The following is an 18,114-nucleotide window of genomic DNA, read 5'->3' as shown; positions in this document are numbered from 1 at the left end:
GAAGAAACGAGAGTCGATCTCGTCCTGGGGCGCTTCGACCACCGTGATCCGCTCCGTCTGGGCGACCGGGTGCGGCCCCTGGTGCTCCCAGGTCAGCAGGCCACGTTAAGGAGTCCGCGCCCGAGCCGTCACCCAGAGGCACCAGGACCAGCCGTGACCTGGGAATGCTCTGACGAGGCGTCTCCTTGGCCTCACCCCCGTGCTCAGCCATGCAGCCCGTCGTCACCACCGCAACCGGAGGGAACTACCCGGCGCTGTATCACCCTTGTCACAGCCGGGTCTCGACGGGCGGCGGGGTACGCTCCTGCGGTTCCGGTGTACCGCGACATGGCGAGCAGGGTGGGAAAGAGTGCACAAGTCCGAGGCCAAGCAGTTGATCGACCAGGCGTACGAGGCCTGGGACGCCGAGGACTGGCTGACCGCCGCCGGGCTGTTCGAGCGGGTCCTCGCGCACTACCCGGACACATCGAAGAGCGCGGTGTGGTGGTACGACGCCGCGCTGGCCCACAAGTTCCTGCGCAACTGGGGGAAGGCGTACGAGCTGGGCCGCGAGGCCGCCGCCCGGGCTCCGCGCGGTGAGGGTGATCCGGCGTACTGGAACCTCGGCATCGCGGCGACCATCCAGCGCGACTGGGCGACGGCCAGGGACGCCTGGGAGGGCTTCGGTATCCAGCTCCCGCCGGGCGAGGGCGAGATCAACGGGCGGTTCGGGCCGGCGTGCGTCCGGCTGGACACGGGCGGGGAGCGGGAGGTCGTCTGGATCGACCGGCTCTGTCCGACGCGCGGCCGGGTGATGAACGTGCCGGTGACCGGCGGACGCCGCTTCGGTGAGATCGTCGTCCACGACGGGGAACCGAAGGGGCACCGGATCATCGAGGGGCGCGAATACCCCGTCTTCGAGGAACTTCTTCTCTTCCAGGCGTCCGACCTGACGACGTTGACCGCGACGGTGAACGCCGGCGAGGTGGCCGATCTCGACGCGCTGATCGAGCTGTTCGACCGGCACGGCTACGGTGCGGAGCCGGCGAGCGGCTTCGAGGTCCTGTGCGCCTGCTGCAGCGAGGGCACGCACGAGCAGGAGCGGAAGGATCACGCGGGTGCCCAGCGGGTGTCCTTCGCGGCGCCCGAGGAGGAGGCCCGCCGCCTGCTCGACCAGTGGGCGGCACAGACGCCGATCGGCCGGAGCTGGAGCGGGCTGACCTTGGTCGGCTGACCTGAGACGGCAAGGATGGGGCGAATTGGTCGGAAATGGGGGGTTCCGTCGGGCAGTATCCGTTCTATGCTGGTATCAGCCTACGAGGCGAGTGAGGGAGTCCGACCGGAGTAGCCGACTCAGGCGAGATGCGCAGGCATCCGCCCGGGCCGACAGCGACGGTAGGGCTGAGAGGCTGGAAGGCAGCAGTCAGGCCGGACGGCGACCCCCATCACCTGATCCGGACCATGCCGGCGAAGGGAACCCGTCTCGTAGGTCTTTTCTGTGCCCCGTCTCATGCGTGCCCTGGCGGCTCCGTCAGGTCGATCAGCCGGCACACCGTCTCGATGTCGATCTTCACCTGGGCGATGGAGGCACGGCCCGAGAGCCAGGTGATGAGGGCCGAGTGCCAGGTGTGCTCGATGACCCGGACCGCGGAAAGCTGCTCGGGGGTGGGGTCCGTCAGGCCCATCGCGTCCAGGATGATCGCGGTCGTCTGGCGGGAGACCTGGTCGACCTCGGGCGAGACGCTGCGGTCGGCGAAGGTGAGCGCGCGGACCATGGCGTCGGCGAGGTGCGGCTCGCGCTGCAGGGCGCGGAAGGCCCGCATCAGGGTCTCCGCGACGCGTTCGGCGGCCGTGTCGCCCGCCGGGGGCTTCTTGCGCAGGGTCCCGTGCATGTGCTCCAGCTGGTCCTGCATGGTGGCGACCAGCAGATGCACCTTGGACGGGAAGTAGCGGTACAGCGTGCCGAGGGCCACCTGCGACGACTCCGCGACCTCACGCATCTGTACGGCGTCGAACCCGCCCCGGCTGGCCAGCTGCGCGCTCGCGTGCAGGATCCTGCGACGGCGGGCCTCCTGCCGCTCGGTGAGGGGCGAGGCCGGGCGCGAGGTGCTGGCTTCCGCAGGCATGGGTCCCGTTCCGTGACAGTCGGTGAGGGCGTCTGTAGGGCTCGTGATCGACAGCATGGCAGGGCGGCGCGCCGTGGCGCGAATCACCTGATCCACTGCTCACAGCGCCCCTACCTGCCGGTAGATTCAGAGCCTCTTGAACGATCAAGTCTGAAACTTGTTCTAGATTAGCGTCCCGTCGTAGTCTCGCGGGACAGTGCAGGCAGAAGGGGGCACGGAGTGACCGCTGAGGCCCGGGAAGCGGGTGCCGACCAGGAACCCGCTGCCGACGGCGGACGACCGCTCGACATCGCGCTCCTCACCTATAAAGGGAACCCGTTCTGCGGGGGCCAGGGCGTCTACGTACGACACCTCTCGCGGGAGCTGGCCCGCCTCGGCCACCGCGTGGAGGTCATCGGCTCCCAGCCGTACCCCGTCCTCGACGAGGGCTACCCCGGCCTCACCCTCACCGAGCTGCCCAGCCTCGACCTCTACCGCCAGCCCGACCCCTTCCGCACCCCCAAGCGGGAGGAGTACCGGGACTGGATCGACGCCCTCGAGGTCGGGACCATGTGGACCGGCGGCTTCCCCGAACCGCTGACCTTCTCGCTGCGCGCCCGCCGGCATCTGCGCGCCCGGCGCGGCGAGTTCGACGTCGTCCACGACAACCAGACCCTGGGCTACGGCTTGTTGGGCGACATCGGCGCGCCCCTGGTCACCACGGTCCACCACCCGATCACCGTGGACCGGCAGCTGGAGCTGGACGCCGCCGGCACCTGGCAGCGCCGCTACTCCGTGCGCCGCTGGTACGCCTTCACCCGCATGCAGAAGCGCGTCGCCCGCCGGCTGCCCTCGATCCTCACCGTCTCCGGCAGCTCCCGCCAGGAGATCGTGGACCACCTCGGCGTCCGGGACGAGCGGGTCCACGTCGTCCACATCGGCGCCGACACCGACCTGTTCGCGCCGGATCCGGCCGTCGCCGAGGTGCCGGGCCGGATCGTCACCACCTCCAGCGCCGACGTGCCGCTGAAGGGGCTGGTGTTCCTCGTGGAGGCGCTCGCCAAGGTCCGCACCGAGCACCCCGCCGCCCATCTCGTCGTCGTCGGCAAGCGCCCGCAGGAGGGCCCCGTCGCGCAGGCGATCGAGCGGTACGGCCTCGAAGGCGCCGTCGACTTCGTGAAGGGCATCTCCGACGCCGAGCTGGTCGACCTGATCCGTTCCGCCCAGGTGGCCTGCGTGCCCTCCCTGTACGAGGGCTTCTCGCTGCCCGCCGCCGAGGCCATGGCCACCGGCACGCCGCTGGTCGCCACCACCGGCGGCGCGATCCCGGAGGTCGCGGGGCCGGACGGCGAGACCTGCCTGGCCGTACCGCCGGGCGACGCGGGGGCGCTGGCCGCCGGGCTGAACCGGCTGCTCGGGGACCCGGAGCTGCGGGCGCGCCTCGGCCACGCGGGCCGCCGGCGGGTGCTCGACCGCTTCACCTGGGCCCGCGCCGCCGAGGGCACCGTGGCCCACTACCGCGAGGCCATCGCCCGCTCCGCGGGCCACTCCCCGAGCCGCTCCGCGGCCCAGACCCCCGGCCGCTCCGCGGCCCCGGCAAGTGTTGCAGGCGTCTCCTCCGAAAGCAGGGCCACGTGCTGACCGTCGACTTCTCCCGGTTCCCGCTCGCCCCCGGCGACCGTGTCCTGGACCTCGGCTGCGGAGCCGGCCGGCACGCCTTCGAGTGCTACCGGCGCGGCGCCCAGGTGGTGGCCCTGGACCAGAACGGCGAGGAGATCCGCGAGGTCGCCAAGTGGTTCGCGGCGATGAAGGAGGCCGGGGAGGCCCCGCAGGGCGCCACCGCCACGGCGATGGAGGGCGACGCCCTCGCCCTGCCCTTCCCCGACGAGTCCTTCGACGTCGTCATCATCTCCGAGGTGATGGAGCACATCCCCGACGACAAGGGCGTGCTCGCGGAGATGGTCCGCGTGCTCAAGCCCGGCGGGCGCATCGCGATCACCGTGCCGCGCTACGGCCCCGAGAAGGTCTGCTGGGCGCTGTCCGACGCCTACCACGAGGTCGAGGGCGGCCACATCCGCATCTACAAGGCCGACGAGCTGGTCGCCAAGGTCCGCGAGGCGGGGCTGAAGCCGTACGGCAGCCACCACGCGCACGCGCTGCACTCGCCGTACTGGTGGCTGAAGTGCGCGTTCGGCGTCGACAACGACAAGGCGCTGCCGGTGCGGGCGTACCACAAGCTGCTGGTCTGGGACATCATGAAGAAGCCGCTCGCCACCCGGCTCGCCGAGCAGGCGCTCAACCCGCTGATCGGCAAGAGCTTCGTGGTCTACGCGACCAAGCCGCACCTGCCGCGACTGTCCGAAGGGGCGTCCGCCGAGTGACCACCCCCCGGACAGAACACCTGGTCCTGCCCGGGGTCCTCACCGCCGAGCAGGCCGCCGCGACCGTCGCCGGCATCCTGGCCGTGCAGCGGGAGGACGGCGCGATCCCGTGGTTCCGCGGACATCACCTCGACCCGTGGGACCACACCGAGGCCGCGATGGCCCTGGACGCGGCCGGTGAGCACGACGCCGCCGAGCGGGCGTACGACTGGCTCGCCCGGCACCAGAACGAGGACGGCTCCTGGTACGCCGCCTACGCCGACGGCGCCCACGACGAGATCACCGACCGCGCCCGCGAGTCGAACTTCGTCGCCTACATAGCCGTCGGCGTCTGGCATCACTACCTGTCCACGGGCGACGACACGTTCCTGGACCGCATGTGGCCGACCGTCTACGCGGCCGTCGAATGGGTGCTGCGGCTCCAGCAGCCCGGCGGTCAGATCGGCTGGCGCCGGGAGGACGACGGCACGCCGGCGACGGACGCGCTGCTGACGGGCAGCTCCTCCACCCACCACGCCCTGCGGTGCGCGCTCGCCATCGCCGAGGAACGCGAGGAGCCGCAGCCGGACTGGGAGTTGGCCGCCGGTTCCCTCCGTCACGCGATCCGCCGGCACCCCGAACGCTTCCTGGACAAGGACCGCTACTCGATGGACTGGTACTACCCGGTCCTCGGCGGGGCGCTCACCGGAGCGGAGGCCAAGGCCCGCATCGAGGCCGGCTGGGACCGGTTCGTCGTCCCCGGCCTCGGCGTGCGCTGTGTGGTTCCCAACCCCTGGGTGACCGGCGGCGAGTCCAGCGAACTGGCCCTGGCGCTGTGGGCGATGGGCGAGTCCGACCGGGCCCTGGAGATCCTCCAGTCCATCCAGCACCTGCGGGACCCGGACAGCGGCCTGTACTGGACGGGCTACGTCTTCGACGACGACGCCCTCTGGCCCCGCGAGCTGACCACCTGGACGGCGGGCTCCCTGCTGCTGGCCGTGGCCGCGCTGGGCGGCCACGACGCCACGTGCGCGGTGTTCGGCGGTGAACACCTGCCGGCCGGCCTGGACCCGGACTGCTGCGGCTGACCCCCGCGAGGGTTCACCCCGGCCGTCCGGCCGGGGTCAGTGCCGGTGCATGCGGTTGGCTATGGCGTGGCCCACGAACAGGTAGACCACCGCGGCGAGCCCGTATCCGGCGACCACCCGGGCCCAGGCCTCGTCGAAGGTGAAGAGGTCGTGGGACCAGCCGGCCAGCCAGGCCGCCGCGTCATGGACGAACTGGACCAGGCTGTTGGCCCGGTTCGCGTCCAGCAGGTACATCAGGATCCACAGGCCGAGGATCAACGCCATGATGTCGGCGACGACCGCGATGACCGTCCCGGCCTGGTTCGCGCCGTTGCGATATCGAAGGGACATACTTTCCGGATTGCCGGGCGGTGTGCCGTGAAACCCCCAGGGAGCCCTGAGCCGACCCGGACCCGGCCCGGAGACCACCCGGACGGCGTCCCCCGAGTGGCGCACCCCGTCGCCCCGAGTGAGGCTGCCGGAGGAAGCAGACCGCTCGGGGAGGACACGTCCGGAGGACTCCGTGCCTGTACCGATACGGCGCCTTGTCGTGGCGCTCACCTTGTGCTGCGCCCTGGTGGCGGGTGCCACCGCCTGTGGAGGCAGCGAGAAGAGCAGTACGAAGGACACCGCGGCGGCACAGGTCGTCCCCGCCGTCGACAGCCCCAGCCCGACCACGTCCGCGGAGAAGCGCAAGTTCGCCAAGACCCGCTTCGTGGTGGACGCGGGCCTCGCCGCCGGCGCGACCTACCAGTGGATCGTTAAGCCCTGGAAGGAAGGAAAGTTCAAGAAGGGTGCCAAGGGCCGCAAGGTCGCCCTGGTCAAGGCCGGTCTCGCCGGCGCCTTCGCCTACAACCGGCTCAAGGCGGCCCAGAAGAACGCCCAGGCCGACCCGACCCTCTCCAAGGCGCTCGCCCCGCTCAGCAGCGGCATCGAGGCCCTGAAGAACCTGCCCTCCAAGCTCCGCAAGGGCGACGAGAACGCGGCAAGCGCGTTCGACGACGTCATCGGCGGCGTCAAGGACGCGGGCAAGAGCGCCGGCGCCCCGGTCAAGGAGAAGGTGCCCTCGGCGTCCCAGCTGTCCAAGGGCTAGGAGTTCAGCTCCGCCAGCACCCGCAGGCTGTGCGGGTCCGGTGACAGGGCCAGCAGGTCCGTCACCGGGCCCTGGCGCCACGACTCCAGCCGCTCGGCGATGCGTTCGCGGGGACCGACCAGGGAGATCTCGTCGGCGAAGGCGTCCGGCACGGCCAGTACGGCCTCCTCCCGGCGCCCGGCGAGGAACAGCTCCTGGATCCGCCGGGCCTCGGCCTCGTACCCCATGCGGGCCATCAGGTCGGCGTGGAAGTTGCGGGCCGCGTGCCCCATCCCGCCGATGTAGAAGCCGAGCATGGCCTTGACGGGCAGCAGCCCCTCGGCCACGTCGTCACAGACCTTCACCCGGGCCAGCGGAGCCACCACGAACCCCTCGGGCAACGTGCGCACCACGTCCCCGTACACCTCGGGCCGGCTCGGCGCCCAGTACAGCGGCAGCCAGCCGTCGGCGATCCGGACCGTCTGGGCGACGTTGCGCGGTCCTTCGGCACCGAGGAGGACGGGCAGGTCGCGGCGCAGGGGATGGGTGATCGGCTTGAGCGGCTTGCCGAGGCCGGTGCCGTCCGGGCCCCTGTAGGGGAGCGGGTGGAACCGCCCGTCCACCGCCACCGGCGCCTCCCGGCGCAGCACCTGCCGTACGACGTCCACGTACTCCCGGGTCGCGGTCAGCGGCGACTTCGGGAACGGGCGGCCGTACCAGCCCTCCACCACCTGCGGACCGGAGAGCCCGAGCCCAAGCAGCACGCGCCCGCCGGAGAGGTGGTCCAGGGTGAGCGCGTGCATCGCCGTGGCGGCCGGCGAGCGGGCGGCCATCTGGGCAACCGCCGTACCCAGCTTGATCCGTGACGTCTGCGCGGCGATCCAGGTCAGTGGGGTGAAGGCGTCCGAGCCCCAGGACTCGGCCGTCCACACCGAGTCGTAGCCGAGCCGCTCCGCCTCCCGGGCGAGCGGCACATGACCGGCGTCCGGACCGCGTCCCCAGTAGCCGAGCGCGAGACCGAGCCGCATACGCCCACCTCCTGACGTACCGTCAGCCACCAGCCGGGAGGCGACTGTACGACAACGGCCCCCCGCCCGGAAGGGCGAGGGGCCGGTGCGCCACGACGGTACGGATCAGCCTCGCTGGATGCCCGAGGTGTCCTGCAGCACGCCACGGCGGCCGTCCTGCGTCTGCGCCACCAGCGCGGCACCGCGCTGCTCGACGGCCAGGTACCAGGTGCCCGGCGCCAGTTCGGCGATCTGGCTCGGCGAACCGTCCTCCGAGAACAGCGGGCGGGGCACCGGCACGGCGAACCAGAACGGCGAGAAGTCCGCGGCGGCCGGCTGCGGCGCCGGGGCGGCACCCTGCGCGGCCGGCGGCTGCTGCCCGAACGGCTGGCCCGGCTGCGGCTGCGCACCGTAGGGCTGCTGCGGCTGGGCACCCGGGTAGCCGTAACCACCGGGCGGCTGGGCGCCGTAGGGCTGGGGGGCGACCGGCTTGGGGGCGGGGATCAGGGCGGCCTGGAGGGCGGGGACCAAGGGGGTCGCGATGGCGGCGGCGGCCAGCAACAGCGCGGCGACGAGGCCCAGGATCAGACCGGAGCCGGCACCGACGTCGAACTGGTCGAAGTCGTCGAAGGCGCCCAGCGGGTCGATGATCGTCCACAACGAGGTCCACGCGGCGAAGAGCGTCAGGGCGACGCCGACCTGGCCGAGGTCCAGGCCGGCCAGCTTGCGGGGCTCCGGGAGGGCGCGGGAGACGACGATCAGGACCGCGCCGACGATGCCGCCGACGTACATGCTCATCACCAGGCCGAGGTTGTCCCAGGCGTTGGGGATGTCGTTGCCGCTGGTGTCGAACGTGTCGAGGAACGACGCGATGAACAGCACCACCGCTGCTCCGATCACCACGCCGTCGCCTCTAGTGAGGGAGCGGATATTCACTTCAGGTCCTTCGTAGGTCGTCTCGTCGTCGGTAGACACTATCGTCCGCAAGATCCGGCTGTCCGGCCGGTTCCGCCCGCCGGTCACGAATCGCGCAGGAAACTCACGATTCCCTCAGAGATCCCTTGCGCCGCCCGCTGTCGCCAGGCGCCGCTGGTCAGCAGTGCCGCGTCCTTGCTATCGCGCATGTTGCCGCACTCGATGAACACCTTGGGAACCGTTGACAGATTGAGACCACCCAGGTCCGTCCGCGTGACGAAACCGGTACCGCCGCCGAGGTAGTTGGAGGGCGGCTCCCCCGTCTCGCGGAGGAAGTTGCCCGCGACGCGCACCCCGAGATCGTGGGACGGGCCGACGATGGCACGGGTGTCGGCGGCACCCGCGTGCACGGAACCCGGCAGGATGACGTGGAAGCCGCGGTTGCCGGGGGCGGAGCCGTCGGCATGGATCGAGATCGCCGCGTCCGCGCGCGCGGTGTTGCCGATCCGGGCCCGCTCGTCCACGCACGGACCCCACGCCGGACTGTCGCCGTCGCGCGTGAGCTTCACCGTGGCGCCCTGCCGCTCCAGCAGATCCCGCAGCCGGTGCGCCACGTCGAGCGTGAACCGCGCCTCGGTGTAGCCGTCGTCGGTGGACGTCCCGGTGGTGTCGCACTCCTTGCGGTTCGTTCCGATGTCCACCGGGCGGTTGATCTCCGCCGTGTGCCGGGAGTTGCCCGGGTTGTGCCCCGGGTCGATGACGACGACCTTGCCCTTGAGCGGGCCGGAACCGCCCGGCCGGGCGGAGGGTGAGGCGGACTCCTTGCCGTCGTCACCGCCGCCGTCGTCACGGGTGCCGCTCTTGCCGCTGGGAGAGGAAGCCGGGGCGGAGGACACCGCGGAGGTGCGCGGGGCCGGCGCGGGGGAGCCCGTACGGTCCGCACCGCCCGGACCGCCGCCCACCGCCTCGTACACCACCCAGCCGAGCAGTGCCCCGGGCACCAGCGCGGCGAGCGCCACGGTCAGCGGGCGCCGCCGGGGCCGGCGGGGCTGCGGGGGATCGAAGTCCGGGCCAACGTACGACACGTCTGCGACTCTAACCGGGGCCTCAGATCCCCGCTCCCGTTCGCCGCAGGACACGCAGCGAGCCGGCCGCCGAGACCTCCGTGAACGCCCCGGACCCAAGGGCCCGCAGGTACACGCGGTACGGCGCCTGGCCGGTGAACTCGTCCTCCGGATGGGGGAAGACGTCGTGGATGACCAGCAGCCCGCCCTCGGCCACATGCGGCGCCCAGCCGTCGTAGTCGGCCGTGGCGTGCTCGTCCGTGTGGCCGCCGTCGACGAACACGAACCCGAGCGGGGAGTTCCAGATCGCCGCGATCTGCGGGGAGCGGCCGACGAGGGCGACCACGTGCTCCTCCAGCCCCGCCTTGAACAGCGTGCGCCGGAAGGTGGGCAGCGTGTCCATCAGGCCGACCTCGGGATCGACCGTCTCCGGGTCGTGGTAGTCCCAGCCGGGCTGCTGCTCCTCGCTGCCCCGGTGGTGATCGACGGTGAGCGCCGTGACCCCGGCCGCGCGTGCGGCGTCGGCCAGCAGGACGGTGGAGCGCCCGCAGTACGTGCCGACCTCCAGCAGCGGCAGCCCGAGCCGGCCGGCGGTGACGGCGGCGTCGTAGAGGGCGAGCCCCTCGTCGAGGGGCATGAACCCCTTCGCCGCCTCGAACGCGGCCAGGATCTCGGGCTGGGGAGCGGCGGGCATGGGTCGCCTTTCGGTCGTACGTCGGTCCGAGCGCCCATGCTGCCGCACCCCCGGTCACTCAGGGACAGGGGGTGCGGTGCACGGCGCGCGGGGCCCCGCGCGATCGACCACGACGGTGCCGCGGTCGCCGGACGACGGAACGAGGCACCCCGTCAGGCGTTCACGGTCTCCCCGGGCAGCGAAAGATCCAGGGCGACAGCCCGCTCCTCACCGGAATGCGTCGCCGAAGAAGCCAGGGGCCCATGGCCGGAAGCCCGCGCGGCCAGCACGTACGCCCCCTGCGCCGGGACGGCGAGCGCGTAGCTGCCGTCCTCGGCGGAGACGGTCGCACCGGCCTGCCGCCCCCGGCGGTCGATCAGGGTGACCTTGGCCCGGGCGACGGGCGCGCCCCCGGCGTCCAGGACCCGCCCCCGGAACGCGCGCAGCACCTCCTCGGCCCGCTCCAGGCCGGCGTCCTCCTCGCTGCTGGCCCGCAGCTGCGTGTGCTGCGCCGGGCGGGCCGCCTTCGGCAGGAAGACCGCCAGGATCAGGCCGACCGCGACGGCGGCGGTGGCGATCAGGAAGGACACCCGGAACCCGTGCATGGTCGGGATGGCGACGCCGTTCACCTTGTCGGCGGTGTCGGCCAGCACCATGCCGATGACGGCACTCGACACCGACGTGCCGATGGACCGCATCAGGGTGTTCAGGCCGTTGGCCGCGCCGGTCTCCGAGGCCGGGACCGCGCCGACGATGAGCGCGGGGAGCGAGGAGTAGGCGAGGCCGATGCCGGCGCCGAGGACGACGGACGTGACGATCGTCTGCCAGGCCGCGTCCATCAGGCCGAGGCCGCCGCCGTAGCCGATCGCGATGACGAGCAGGCCGGTGATCAGGGTGACCTTGGGGCCGTAGCGGGCGGACAGGCGGGCGTACACCGGGGCGGTGAACATCATCGTCAGGCCCAGCGGGGCCACACACAGGCCCGCGACGACCATGGACTGGCCGAGGCCGTAGCCGGTCGCGGTGGGCAGCTGGAGCAGCTGGGGCAGGACGAGCGAGACGACGTAGAAGCTGACGCCGACCATGATCGAGGCCAGGTTGGTGAGCAGCACCTCGCGGCGGGCGGTGGTGCGCAGGTCGACCAGGGGCGCCTGGACGCGCAGCTCGAACAGGCCCCACAGCAGCAGGACGACGACGGCAGCGGCGAACAGACCGAGCGTCGTGCCCGAGGACCAGCCCCAGTCACTGCCTTTGGTGATGGGCAGCAGGAGCAGCACCAGTCCGGTGGACAGGCCGAGCGCGCCGAGCAGGTCGAAGGAGCCCACGGCGCGCATCGGGGACTCGGGGACGGCGAGGAGCGTGAGGAGGATGGCGAGCACGCCGAGGCCGGCGGCGCCGTAGAACAGGGCGTGCCAGTCGGTGTGCTGCGCGACCAGGGCCGCGGCGGGCAGTGCGAGGCCGCCGCCGACGCCGATCGAGGAACTCATCAGGGCCATGGCCGAGCCCAGCTTCTCGCGCGGCAGCATGTCGCGCATCAGGCCGATGCCGAGCGGGATCGCGCCCATGGCGAAGCCCTGGAGGGTACGGCCGACGATCATGGTGAGCAGCTGGTCGGTGAAGGCGCTGACCAGGGCGCCGGCCACCATCACGGCGAGGCTGAGGATCAGCATGCGGCGCTTGCCGTAGAGGTCGCCCAGCCGGCCCATGATCGGGGTGGCGACGGCGCCCGACAGAAGGGTCGAGGTGAGGACCCACGTGGCGTTGCTGGGGGCGGTGTCCAGCAGCTGCGGCAGGTCCTTGATGACCGGCACGAGCAGCGTCTGCATCACCGCGACCACGATGCCCGCGAAGGCGAGCACGGGGACCACGGCGCCGCCCGCTCTCCGGGTGGGCTGGTCGGTCGTCGTCTCTGGCATGGGGTGAGGCCTTCCGCGTGTCATAAGTGCTGGGTAAACCTCGTATGCACAGGCAACTATTCCGTTGCTTCGGGCCCCTAACGAATTTTTGACCGTTCCATGGGTTACTGACGGGGTGTCATGCCCGAGAGGGCGGAGGAAGGCCGAGCGAAGGCTGAGAAGAAATCCCCGGGTTCTGCGGACCGGGGCAACGGTCCGGGCGGCCCATGGACTCCTTCAGACATCTAGGAGGTGCCCATGGGGGACGGGAAGCAGACTCGGAACGAGGAGTTCCAGAGCTTCGTGGTCGGCCGCTGGCCGCGGCTGATGCGTACGGCATTTCTCCTCACGGGGGAGCAGCACGCCGCCGAGGACCTGGTCCAGTCGACGCTCGAACAGGTCTATGTGGCCTGGCGCCGGGTCGGCGGCGCGGACGACCCGGAGGCGTACGTACGGCGCGTGATGATCAACGCGCACGCGTGCAGACACCGCCGGCGACTCAGGGAGTTCCTGGCGCCGAAGGACGACTCCGGCCTGGTGCGCGAGGTGGCCGACACCGGCGACCGGATCGCCCAGGCCGACGACCGCAGCGCCCTGCTCAAGGCGCTCGCGCAACTGCCCGCCCGGCAGCGGGAGGCGGTCGTGCTGCGCTACTGGGAGGACCTGACCGAGACACAGGCGGCGGAGGCCATGGGCTGCTCGGTCGGCACGGTGAAGAGCAACGCGGCCAAGGGGATCGCGAAACTCCGCGCCATACCGGGACTGGCCGACATGGTGACGCACGGAGGGCGGAAGTGATGAGCGCGGACCGGGAGATTCACGACATGACGCAGACGGACATCGCCCTCCTGCTCGCCGACGCGGCGGACGAGGTCGAGATCGGCATAGCCCCCGTCCAGGCCGTCATCCGCGGCGGCCGGCGCCGCAGGGCGCGGCGCTGGGCGGTGGCGGCGGCCACCGCCCTGGTGCTGGCGGGTTCGACGGGGGCCACGCTGGCCTTCGCCGGGCTGCCCGGGGAGCGCGCCGACCGGGGGACGCCGATGGCGCCCGGCCCGGCGTCCGCCGAGGAGAGACATGTGTACGACCCGCAGCGGACGGAGCTGGCGCGGGGGACCGAACACGGCAAGGAGTGGCGGGTCTGGGTCGAGGTGTGGGGCGCGCCGCGTGACGCGCGGGAGGCGGACCGGCAGTTCGACGCCATGAGGCGGATGGGCGTGCGGCCGGCGGCGGACAAGGCCGCCGACCTGGTCGGGAAGACGTCGTACTTCTCGATGCGGTCCTACGGCGACGGCCTTCCCCTGGTCGTCATGTTCGACACGCACCAGAGGATCGACCGCCTCTCGGGCACCGACCTCCAGGCCGCCGCCGTCAGCCTGGAGGAGGTCAGCCCCACGGCCCCCGAACGGCTCGTGGTCGGGCATGTCGCGAAGACCGCCCGGGAGGTCACCTGCCGCTGGAAGGACGGCAGTTCCACCGTGGCCCGGCCGGCGGGATCCGCTCCCGCCGCCCATGACGGCACCTCGCTGATCCGCCCGGTGGCGGGCTACCCGGGAGGGAACTGGTTCGTGTGCGTCGCCCCCGAGGGGACGGCCTACGAGGAGGCCGGCGTGACGAGGTGACCCGCCGCGCGGGAGATCCCGCTCAGAGCCAGCCCTGCTGCCGGGCCTCCCTTACCGCCTCGGCCCGGTTGCGGGTGCCCGTCTTGCCGATCGCGGAGGAGAGGTAATTACGGACGGTCGACTCGGACAGGCGCAGCCTGCCGGCGATGTCGGCGACGGTCGCCCCGTCCACCGACGCCGTCAGCACCTCCCGCTCACGGGGCGTCAGCGGATTCGGCCCGGCGCTGAGCGCGGCGGCGGCCAGCGCCGGATCGACCACGGTCTCCCCCGTGAGCACGCGCCGGATCGCCGTGGCCAGCTCCTCCACGGGCCCGTCCTTGACGAGGAAGCCGGCCGCTCCGGCCTCCATGGCCCGGCGCAGATAGCCCGGCCGGCCGAAGGTGGTGAGGATCAGCACCCGGCAGTCGGGAGCCTGGTCCCGCAGCTCGGCCGCCGCGTCCAGCCCGCTCATGCCCGGCAGCTCGATGTCCAGCAGGGCCACGTCCGGCCGGTGCGTGAGCACGGCGTCCACGATGCCGTCGCCCGAGCCCAGCTGTGCCACGACCTCGATGTCCTCCTCCATGCCGAGCAGCAGGGCGAGAGCGCCACGCATCATGCCCTGGTCCTCGGCGAGCAGCACCCGGATGCGTGTACCGGGCCGGTGGTCCCGGGGCCTCTCGTCGTCCATCGCCACAGGTTACGCCGGGCGGCCGGGGCAGCCCCGCGTCCTGTCGTGCCGGACCGCGTCGCCGGTGCCGCCGGCCAGGGCCGCGTCCCGGCGAGCGAACTCAGCGTTCCCTCGGCGGGGGCGGGCCGTTCGTACAGATACGGGGGAGGGGCTGACGCAGGCGCAGGGGCAGGGGCGGGCGGCGGTACGGCGGTCGCCACCCCGGGCCACCGCGCCGTACCGCCACCACCCCGACCGCCATACCGCTTCCGACCGCCGCCGCCCCGACCGCCGTACCGCCGCCACCCCGGACCGAACCGCTTCCGCCGAACCGCCGCCATCCCGAGCCGAACGACCTCCGCCCCCCCGAACCGCCTCCGTCCCCAACCGCGAACCGGCGGGGGTTGGAAGTGGTTCGGCGGTACGGCGGTTCGGGGGCGTGTCGGCCGGCCGTTGACCGCAGCGGTCCGTGCGCGCTCGCGGAAATTCCCTACCGTGGCCGCAGGAAAGGGCGGAGACTCGGCTCATGGCTGACATGGGGGCGTTCCGGGAGGCGGTCACCGCGTGGGCGGCCGGTGGGCCCGGAGGCCCCGCGCGGGAGCTGGCCGCGCGGCTGTCCGTCCGGGCGGCCGTCCTGCTCGAAGGCCCGAGCGATGCCGCGGCCGTCGGCGCGCTGGCCGCGGGCCGCGGCCGGGACCTGGCGGCCGAAGGGGTCTGCGTCCTGTCGATGGGCGGGGCGATGAACGTCGGGCGGTTCGCCACCCTCCTCGGGCCGGCCGGCCTGGGCCTGTGCCTCACCGGGCTGTGTGACGAGCGGGAGCGCCCGTACTACGCCCGTGGCTGGGAGCGGGCCGGCGTGGCACAGCACGGGTTCTTCGTCTGCGCTGCGGATCTGGAGGACGAGCTGATCCGCGCGCTGGGCGTGACCCGGGTGGCGGAGCTGGTCCGGGCCGAGGGCGACCTGCGTGCGTGGCAGACCTTCCTGCGTCAGCCCGCGCAGCGGGGCCGCACCGCACAGCAGCAGTTGCGGCGCTTCCTCGGCACGAAGAAGGGGCGGAAGATCCACTACGGCCGTGTCCTGGTCGAGGCCCTCGATCCCGACCGGGCACCCGCCCCGCTCGACGGTCTGCTGGCCAGTCTCTGACCGGACAGCGAGCAACGGCGGAGCCAACGCCTTCGACAGCGGCACGTCGTGGACGGCCGACGTCAGCTGGGCGGGCGGTCACCGCACCCTGGGCGCCGTAGCCGTAGCCGTAGCCCCAGCGGGAGTCGCAGTGCCCGTACCCACCGCCGTCGCCGCCTCGTCACCGCCCACCGGCAGATCGGCGGTGACCGTGAAGCCGCCGCGTGGCGCCGGGCCGGCCGTGAGGGAGCCGCCCGCCGCCGCGAGGCGTTCGGTCAGCCCCTTCAGCCCTGTGCCGCCGGAGCCCCCACCGGCGGCGGGGGTTCCGGCGCCCGTGCCGTTGTCCGTGACCGTCAGCCGGACCCGTTCGGCGGTTCCCTCGACGGTGATGTCGCAGCGGCCGGCACGGCTGTGCCGGACGACGTTGGTGACCGCTTCGCGCACCACCCAGCCGAGCAGCGCCTCGGTCTGCGGGGCCAGCGGCGGCCCGGACTGGCGGACCACCGGGTCCACGCTCGCCGCGGAGAGCGCCGAGCGGGCCCGGGTCAGCTCGGTGGCCAGGCTGCCCTCGCGGTAGCCGGTCACCGCCTCGCGGATCTCGGTGAGCGCCTGCCGGCCCACCGACTCGATGTCCGAGATCTGTGCCAGCGCCGCGTCCGGATCGCGTGGCGCGAGCCGGCGGGCCGCTTCCGACTTCACGACGACCACCGACAGCGTGTGCCCGAGCAGATCGTGCAGATCGCGGGAGAAGCGCAGCCGCTCCTCCGCCACCGCGCGCCGGGCCAGCTCCTCCCGGGCGGCCCGCAGCTCCCGCACGGCCTCGGACAGGCTGAGGATCGCGGCGGTGACCATGCTGGACAGGAAGGTGGCGTAGGCGATGCCCGACGCGTCGTCCCAGCCGTCCCGCAGCCAGGTGGCGGCTCCCGCGTAGAGGGTGAGCAGCAGGCCGACGCGGCCCAGCCACGGTCCGCGCAGGGTGGCGCCCGTGGCGAGCCCAGCAGCGGGAAGAACATCAGCCAGTTGCCGCCGTACCCGAGGGCGAGGCCCGTCGTGACCAGGCCGAGCAGGCCCAGCGCGACCCGGGTGGACGCCGACTCCCGCGTGGTCCGGTCGAAGGCGCGGAAGGTGACGTAGACGTAGAGGGAGTTGAAGGCGAGCAGGCCCAGGCCGCCGATCCACGGGTTCGGGGTCTCGCCCTGGACCACGTTGGAGAAGGAGCCCATGCCCAGCAGCAGCCAGGGCAGCAGGGTGAAGCCGGTGGGCGGCGGGCCCGGGTGCTCGGCGGCCGAGCCGTCCGCGCCGCCGCACCGGGCGGCCCGCCGCGCGGCCCGGAAGCGCCGCATGTCCGCCCGCCACACCAGCCGTTCCCGCTGCCAGGCCGCCACCTGGCCGTGCAGGCTCCGCCACCACGTCATCTCCGAGTCCCCCGTCTCAGTCGTTCGAACGGCCCCACCGCATGGGGGCGGGAGGGCGGCACAGCGTACGGATCGAACGGTACGGAACCGGACCCTGGCGCGGGCAGACACGCATGTACCGAATCGGGCAGGACAAATGTCACCGCCGGCCCGCCCGGGCTGACACAGTGTCAGGAGCCTTCACAACTGCGGAGGGCTCGGCTATACAGGGGGCGCCGGACTGGAACGCGTTCTAGGTCCGCACGTGGACGACCTCGGTGCGGCCGACGGTGCGGACGTCCGCACCGAGGTCTTGAGACCCGTCAGGAGCCCCATGCCCATCGACGCCGCCAAGGCACTCGCCGCCGAGCCCCGGTCGGGAGAGATCTCCTGGACGCGCAAGGACGTCCTGCTCTACCACCTCGGCATCGGCGCGGGCGTCCCCGCCACCGACCCCGACGAGCTGCGCTACACCCTGGAGTCCCGGCTGCACGTCCTGCCGAGCTTCGCCACCGTCGCGGGCGCCGGCTCACCGGGCGTGATCAGCGGGCTGTCCATGCCCGGCGTCGACGTCGACCTCGCCCGCGTCCTGCACGGCGGCCAGGCGCTCACCCTGCACCGCCCCCTCCCGGCCGAGGGCACCGCCACCGCCACCGGCCGCATCGCCGCCGTGTACGACAAGGGCACGGCCGCCGTCCTCGTCATGCGCACCGAAGTCGCCGACGCCGAGGGCCCGTTGTGGACCAACGACGCGCAGATCTTCGTACGGGGAGAGGGCGGCTGGGGTGGCGACCGGGGACCGTCCGTCCGGCCGGAGCCCCCCGCCGGCGAGCCGGACCGGATCGTCGAGCGGCGCCTGCGCGAGGACCAGGCGCTGCTCTACCGCCTGTCCGGCGACTGGAACCCCCTGCACGCCGACCCCGAGTTCGCCAAGCTCGCCGGCTTCGACCGGCCCGTCCTGCACGGCCTGTGCACCTACGGCGTCACGCTCAAGGCGGTCGTCGACACCCTGCTCGGCGGGGACGTGAGCCGGGTGCGGTCGTACGCCACGCGGTTCGCCGGGGTCGTGTACCCGGGGGAGACCCTGCGGATCCGGATGTGGGCCTCGCAAGCCTCCGTGCGGGCCGCCGTGAGCGCCGTCGAACGGGACGACGCGCCCGTCCTCGCCGACACCATCGTCCAGCACTCCTGACAG

General features: G+C 72.6%; 17 protein-coding genes and 1 pseudogene. 9 read left to right on the top strand and 9 right to left on the bottom strand.

Annotated elements, in window-relative coordinates; genetic code table 11:
- Positions 1-349: 349 nt before the first annotated feature.
- Positions 350-1,213: a tetratricopeptide repeat protein gene (locus tag AB0L21_RS06905; protein WP_365782636.1), complete on the top strand. Its 864-nt coding sequence runs from the start codon at positions 350-352 to the stop codon at positions 1,211-1,213.
- 274 nt (positions 1,214-1,487) lie between these two features.
- Here AB0L21_RS06905 and AB0L21_RS06900 read toward each other — a convergent pair whose 3' ends face one another.
- Positions 1,488-2,105, bottom strand: a complete 618-nt coding sequence (locus tag AB0L21_RS06900) for a TetR family transcriptional regulator (protein WP_365699305.1) — start codon at positions 2,103-2,105, stop codon at positions 1,488-1,490.
- A gap of 219 nt (positions 2,106-2,324) precedes the next feature.
- Between AB0L21_RS06900 and AB0L21_RS06895 the strand changes: the two genes are divergently transcribed.
- From AB0L21_RS06895 to AB0L21_RS06885, 3 genes are read left to right on the top strand one after another with little or no spacing between them, the layout of a single operon-like run.
- Positions 2,325-3,725: a glycosyltransferase family 4 protein gene (locus tag AB0L21_RS06895; RefSeq protein WP_365699304.1), complete on the top strand. Its 1,401-nt coding sequence runs from the start codon at positions 2,325-2,327 to the stop codon at positions 3,723-3,725.
- Positions 3,719-4,465: a class I SAM-dependent methyltransferase gene (locus AB0L21_RS06890; RefSeq protein ID WP_365699303.1), complete on the top strand. Its 747-nt coding sequence runs from the start codon at positions 3,719-3,721 to the stop codon at positions 4,463-4,465. The genes AB0L21_RS06895 and AB0L21_RS06890 overlap by 7 nt, the downstream gene beginning before the upstream one ends.
- Positions 4,462-5,532: a prenyltransferase/squalene oxidase repeat-containing protein gene (locus AB0L21_RS06885; protein WP_365782634.1), complete on the top strand. Its 1,071-nt coding sequence runs from the start codon at positions 4,462-4,464 to the stop codon at positions 5,530-5,532. The genes AB0L21_RS06890 and AB0L21_RS06885 overlap by 4 nt, the downstream gene beginning before the upstream one ends.
- Before the next feature lie 36 nt (positions 5,533-5,568).
- On the opposite strand, the gene AB0L21_RS06880 is transcribed toward AB0L21_RS06885, so the two are convergent.
- Positions 5,569-5,862 carry a hypothetical protein gene (locus tag AB0L21_RS06880; protein ID WP_365699301.1) on the bottom strand — a complete coding sequence of 98 codons (294 nt, stop codon included), beginning with the start codon at positions 5,860-5,862 and terminating at the stop codon, positions 5,569-5,571.
- Between the two features lie 172 nt (positions 5,863-6,034).
- Between AB0L21_RS06880 and AB0L21_RS06875 the strand changes: the two genes are divergently transcribed.
- A complete protein-coding gene (locus AB0L21_RS06875) occupies positions 6,035-6,604 on the top strand; it encodes a hypothetical protein (RefSeq protein ID WP_365699300.1) in 570 nt (189 codons plus the stop codon).
- Here AB0L21_RS06875 and AB0L21_RS06870 read toward each other — a convergent pair.
- From AB0L21_RS06870 to AB0L21_RS06850, 5 genes are all read right to left on the bottom strand, one after another.
- Positions 6,601-7,611, bottom strand: a complete 1,011-nt coding sequence (locus tag AB0L21_RS06870; RefSeq protein WP_365699299.1) for an LLM class F420-dependent oxidoreductase — start codon at positions 7,609-7,611, stop codon at positions 6,601-6,603. The two genes, AB0L21_RS06875 and AB0L21_RS06870, sit on opposite strands and share 4 nt — an antisense overlap.
- A gap of 105 nt (positions 7,612-7,716) precedes the next feature.
- Entirely contained in the window at positions 7,717-8,526 is an 810-nt protein-coding gene (locus tag AB0L21_RS06865; protein ID WP_365782632.1) for a hypothetical protein, read from the bottom strand.
- An 83-nt stretch (positions 8,527-8,609) separates the two neighbouring features.
- Complete coding sequence (locus tag AB0L21_RS06860; protein ID WP_365782630.1) at positions 8,610-9,590, bottom strand: N-acetylmuramoyl-L-alanine amidase; 981 nt, start codon at positions 9,588-9,590, stop codon at positions 8,610-8,612.
- 22 nt (positions 9,591-9,612) lie between these two features.
- Positions 9,613-10,263, bottom strand: a complete 651-nt coding sequence (locus tag AB0L21_RS06855) for a class I SAM-dependent methyltransferase (protein ID WP_365699296.1) — start codon at positions 10,261-10,263, stop codon at positions 9,613-9,615.
- 152 nt (positions 10,264-10,415) lie between these two features.
- The gene (locus AB0L21_RS06850) at positions 10,416-12,158 is read right to left on the bottom strand and encodes an MFS transporter (RefSeq protein ID WP_365699295.1); all 1,743 of its coding nucleotides are present in this window, start codon (positions 12,156-12,158) and stop codon (positions 10,416-10,418) included.
- 237 nt (positions 12,159-12,395) lie between these two features.
- On the opposite strand from AB0L21_RS06850, the gene AB0L21_RS06845 reads away from it, so the two are divergent.
- Together AB0L21_RS06845 and AB0L21_RS06840 are read left to right on the top strand one after the other, a co-directional pair.
- Positions 12,396-12,935 (top strand): SigE family RNA polymerase sigma factor, encoded by a 540-nt coding sequence (locus tag AB0L21_RS06845; RefSeq protein WP_365782628.1) that lies wholly within the window; start codon positions 12,396-12,398, stop codon positions 12,933-12,935.
- On the top strand, positions 12,932-13,756 hold the full coding sequence (locus AB0L21_RS06840) for a hypothetical protein (RefSeq protein ID WP_365782626.1): 825 nt from the start codon (positions 12,932-12,934) through the stop codon (positions 13,754-13,756). The genes AB0L21_RS06845 and AB0L21_RS06840 overlap by 4 nt, the downstream gene beginning before the upstream one ends.
- A gap of 22 nt (positions 13,757-13,778) precedes the next feature.
- Here AB0L21_RS06840 and AB0L21_RS06835 read toward each other — a convergent pair whose 3' ends face one another.
- Entirely contained in the window at positions 13,779-14,423 is a 645-nt protein-coding gene (locus tag AB0L21_RS06835; protein ID WP_365699292.1) for a response regulator transcription factor, read from the bottom strand.
- Between the two features lie 505 nt (positions 14,424-14,928).
- On the opposite strand from AB0L21_RS06835, the gene AB0L21_RS06830 reads away from it, so the two are divergent.
- Positions 14,929-15,546, top strand: a complete 618-nt coding sequence (locus tag AB0L21_RS06830; protein ID WP_365699291.1) for a TOPRIM nucleotidyl transferase/hydrolase domain-containing protein — start codon at positions 14,929-14,931, stop codon at positions 15,544-15,546.
- A 78-nt stretch (positions 15,547-15,624) separates the two neighbouring features.
- Here AB0L21_RS06830 and AB0L21_RS06825 read toward each other — a convergent pair.
- Positions 15,625-16,940: pseudogene (locus AB0L21_RS06825) on the bottom strand (sensor histidine kinase).
- A gap of 313 nt (positions 16,941-17,253) precedes the next feature.
- Between AB0L21_RS06825 and AB0L21_RS06820 the strand changes: the two are divergent.
- The gene (locus AB0L21_RS06820) at positions 17,254-18,111 is read left to right on the top strand and encodes a MaoC/PaaZ C-terminal domain-containing protein (RefSeq protein WP_365699289.1); all 858 of its coding nucleotides are present in this window, start codon (positions 17,254-17,256) and stop codon (positions 18,109-18,111) included.
- Positions 18,112-18,114 lie beyond the last annotated feature (3 nt).

This window comes from Streptomyces sp. NPDC052721, from assembly GCF_040678315.1.
GTDB lineage: Bacteria > Actinomycetota > Actinomycetes > Streptomycetales > Streptomycetaceae > Streptomyces.
Note: the sequence above shows the minus strand (reverse complement) of the source record. Positions and strands in the feature narration are given on the sequence as shown.

What these genes read in the sequence shown, in the direction of transcription:
- AB0L21_RS06855 (WP_365699296.1), bottom strand. Translation starts at nt 10,263, where the DNA reads ATGCCCGCCGCTCCCCAGCCCGAGATCCTGGCCGCGTTCGAGGCGGCG.
- AB0L21_RS06880 (WP_365699301.1), bottom strand. Translation starts at nt 5,862, where the DNA reads ATGTCCCTTCGATATCGCAACGGCGCGAACCAGGCCGGGACGGTCATC.
- AB0L21_RS06835 (WP_365699292.1), bottom strand. Translation starts at nt 14,423, where the DNA reads ATGGACGACGAGAGGCCCCGGGACCACCGGCCCGGTACACGCATCCGG.
- AB0L21_RS06830 (WP_365699291.1), top strand. Translation starts at nt 14,929, where the DNA reads ATGGCTGACATGGGGGCGTTCCGGGAGGCGGTCACCGCGTGGGCGGCC.
- AB0L21_RS06850 (WP_365699295.1), bottom strand. Translation starts at nt 12,158, where the DNA reads ATGCCAGAGACGACGACCGACCAGCCCACCCGGAGAGCGGGCGGCGCC.
- AB0L21_RS06820 (WP_365699289.1), top strand. Translation starts at nt 17,254, where the DNA reads ATGCCCATCGACGCCGCCAAGGCACTCGCCGCCGAGCCCCGGTCGGGA.
- AB0L21_RS06845 (WP_365782628.1), top strand. Translation starts at nt 12,396, where the DNA reads ATGGGGGACGGGAAGCAGACTCGGAACGAGGAGTTCCAGAGCTTCGTG.
- AB0L21_RS06900 (WP_365699305.1), bottom strand. Translation starts at nt 2,105, where the DNA reads ATGCCTGCGGAAGCCAGCACCTCGCGCCCGGCCTCGCCCCTCACCGAG.
- AB0L21_RS06870 (WP_365699299.1), bottom strand. Translation starts at nt 7,611, where the DNA reads ATGCGGCTCGGTCTCGCGCTCGGCTACTGGGGACGCGGTCCGGACGCC.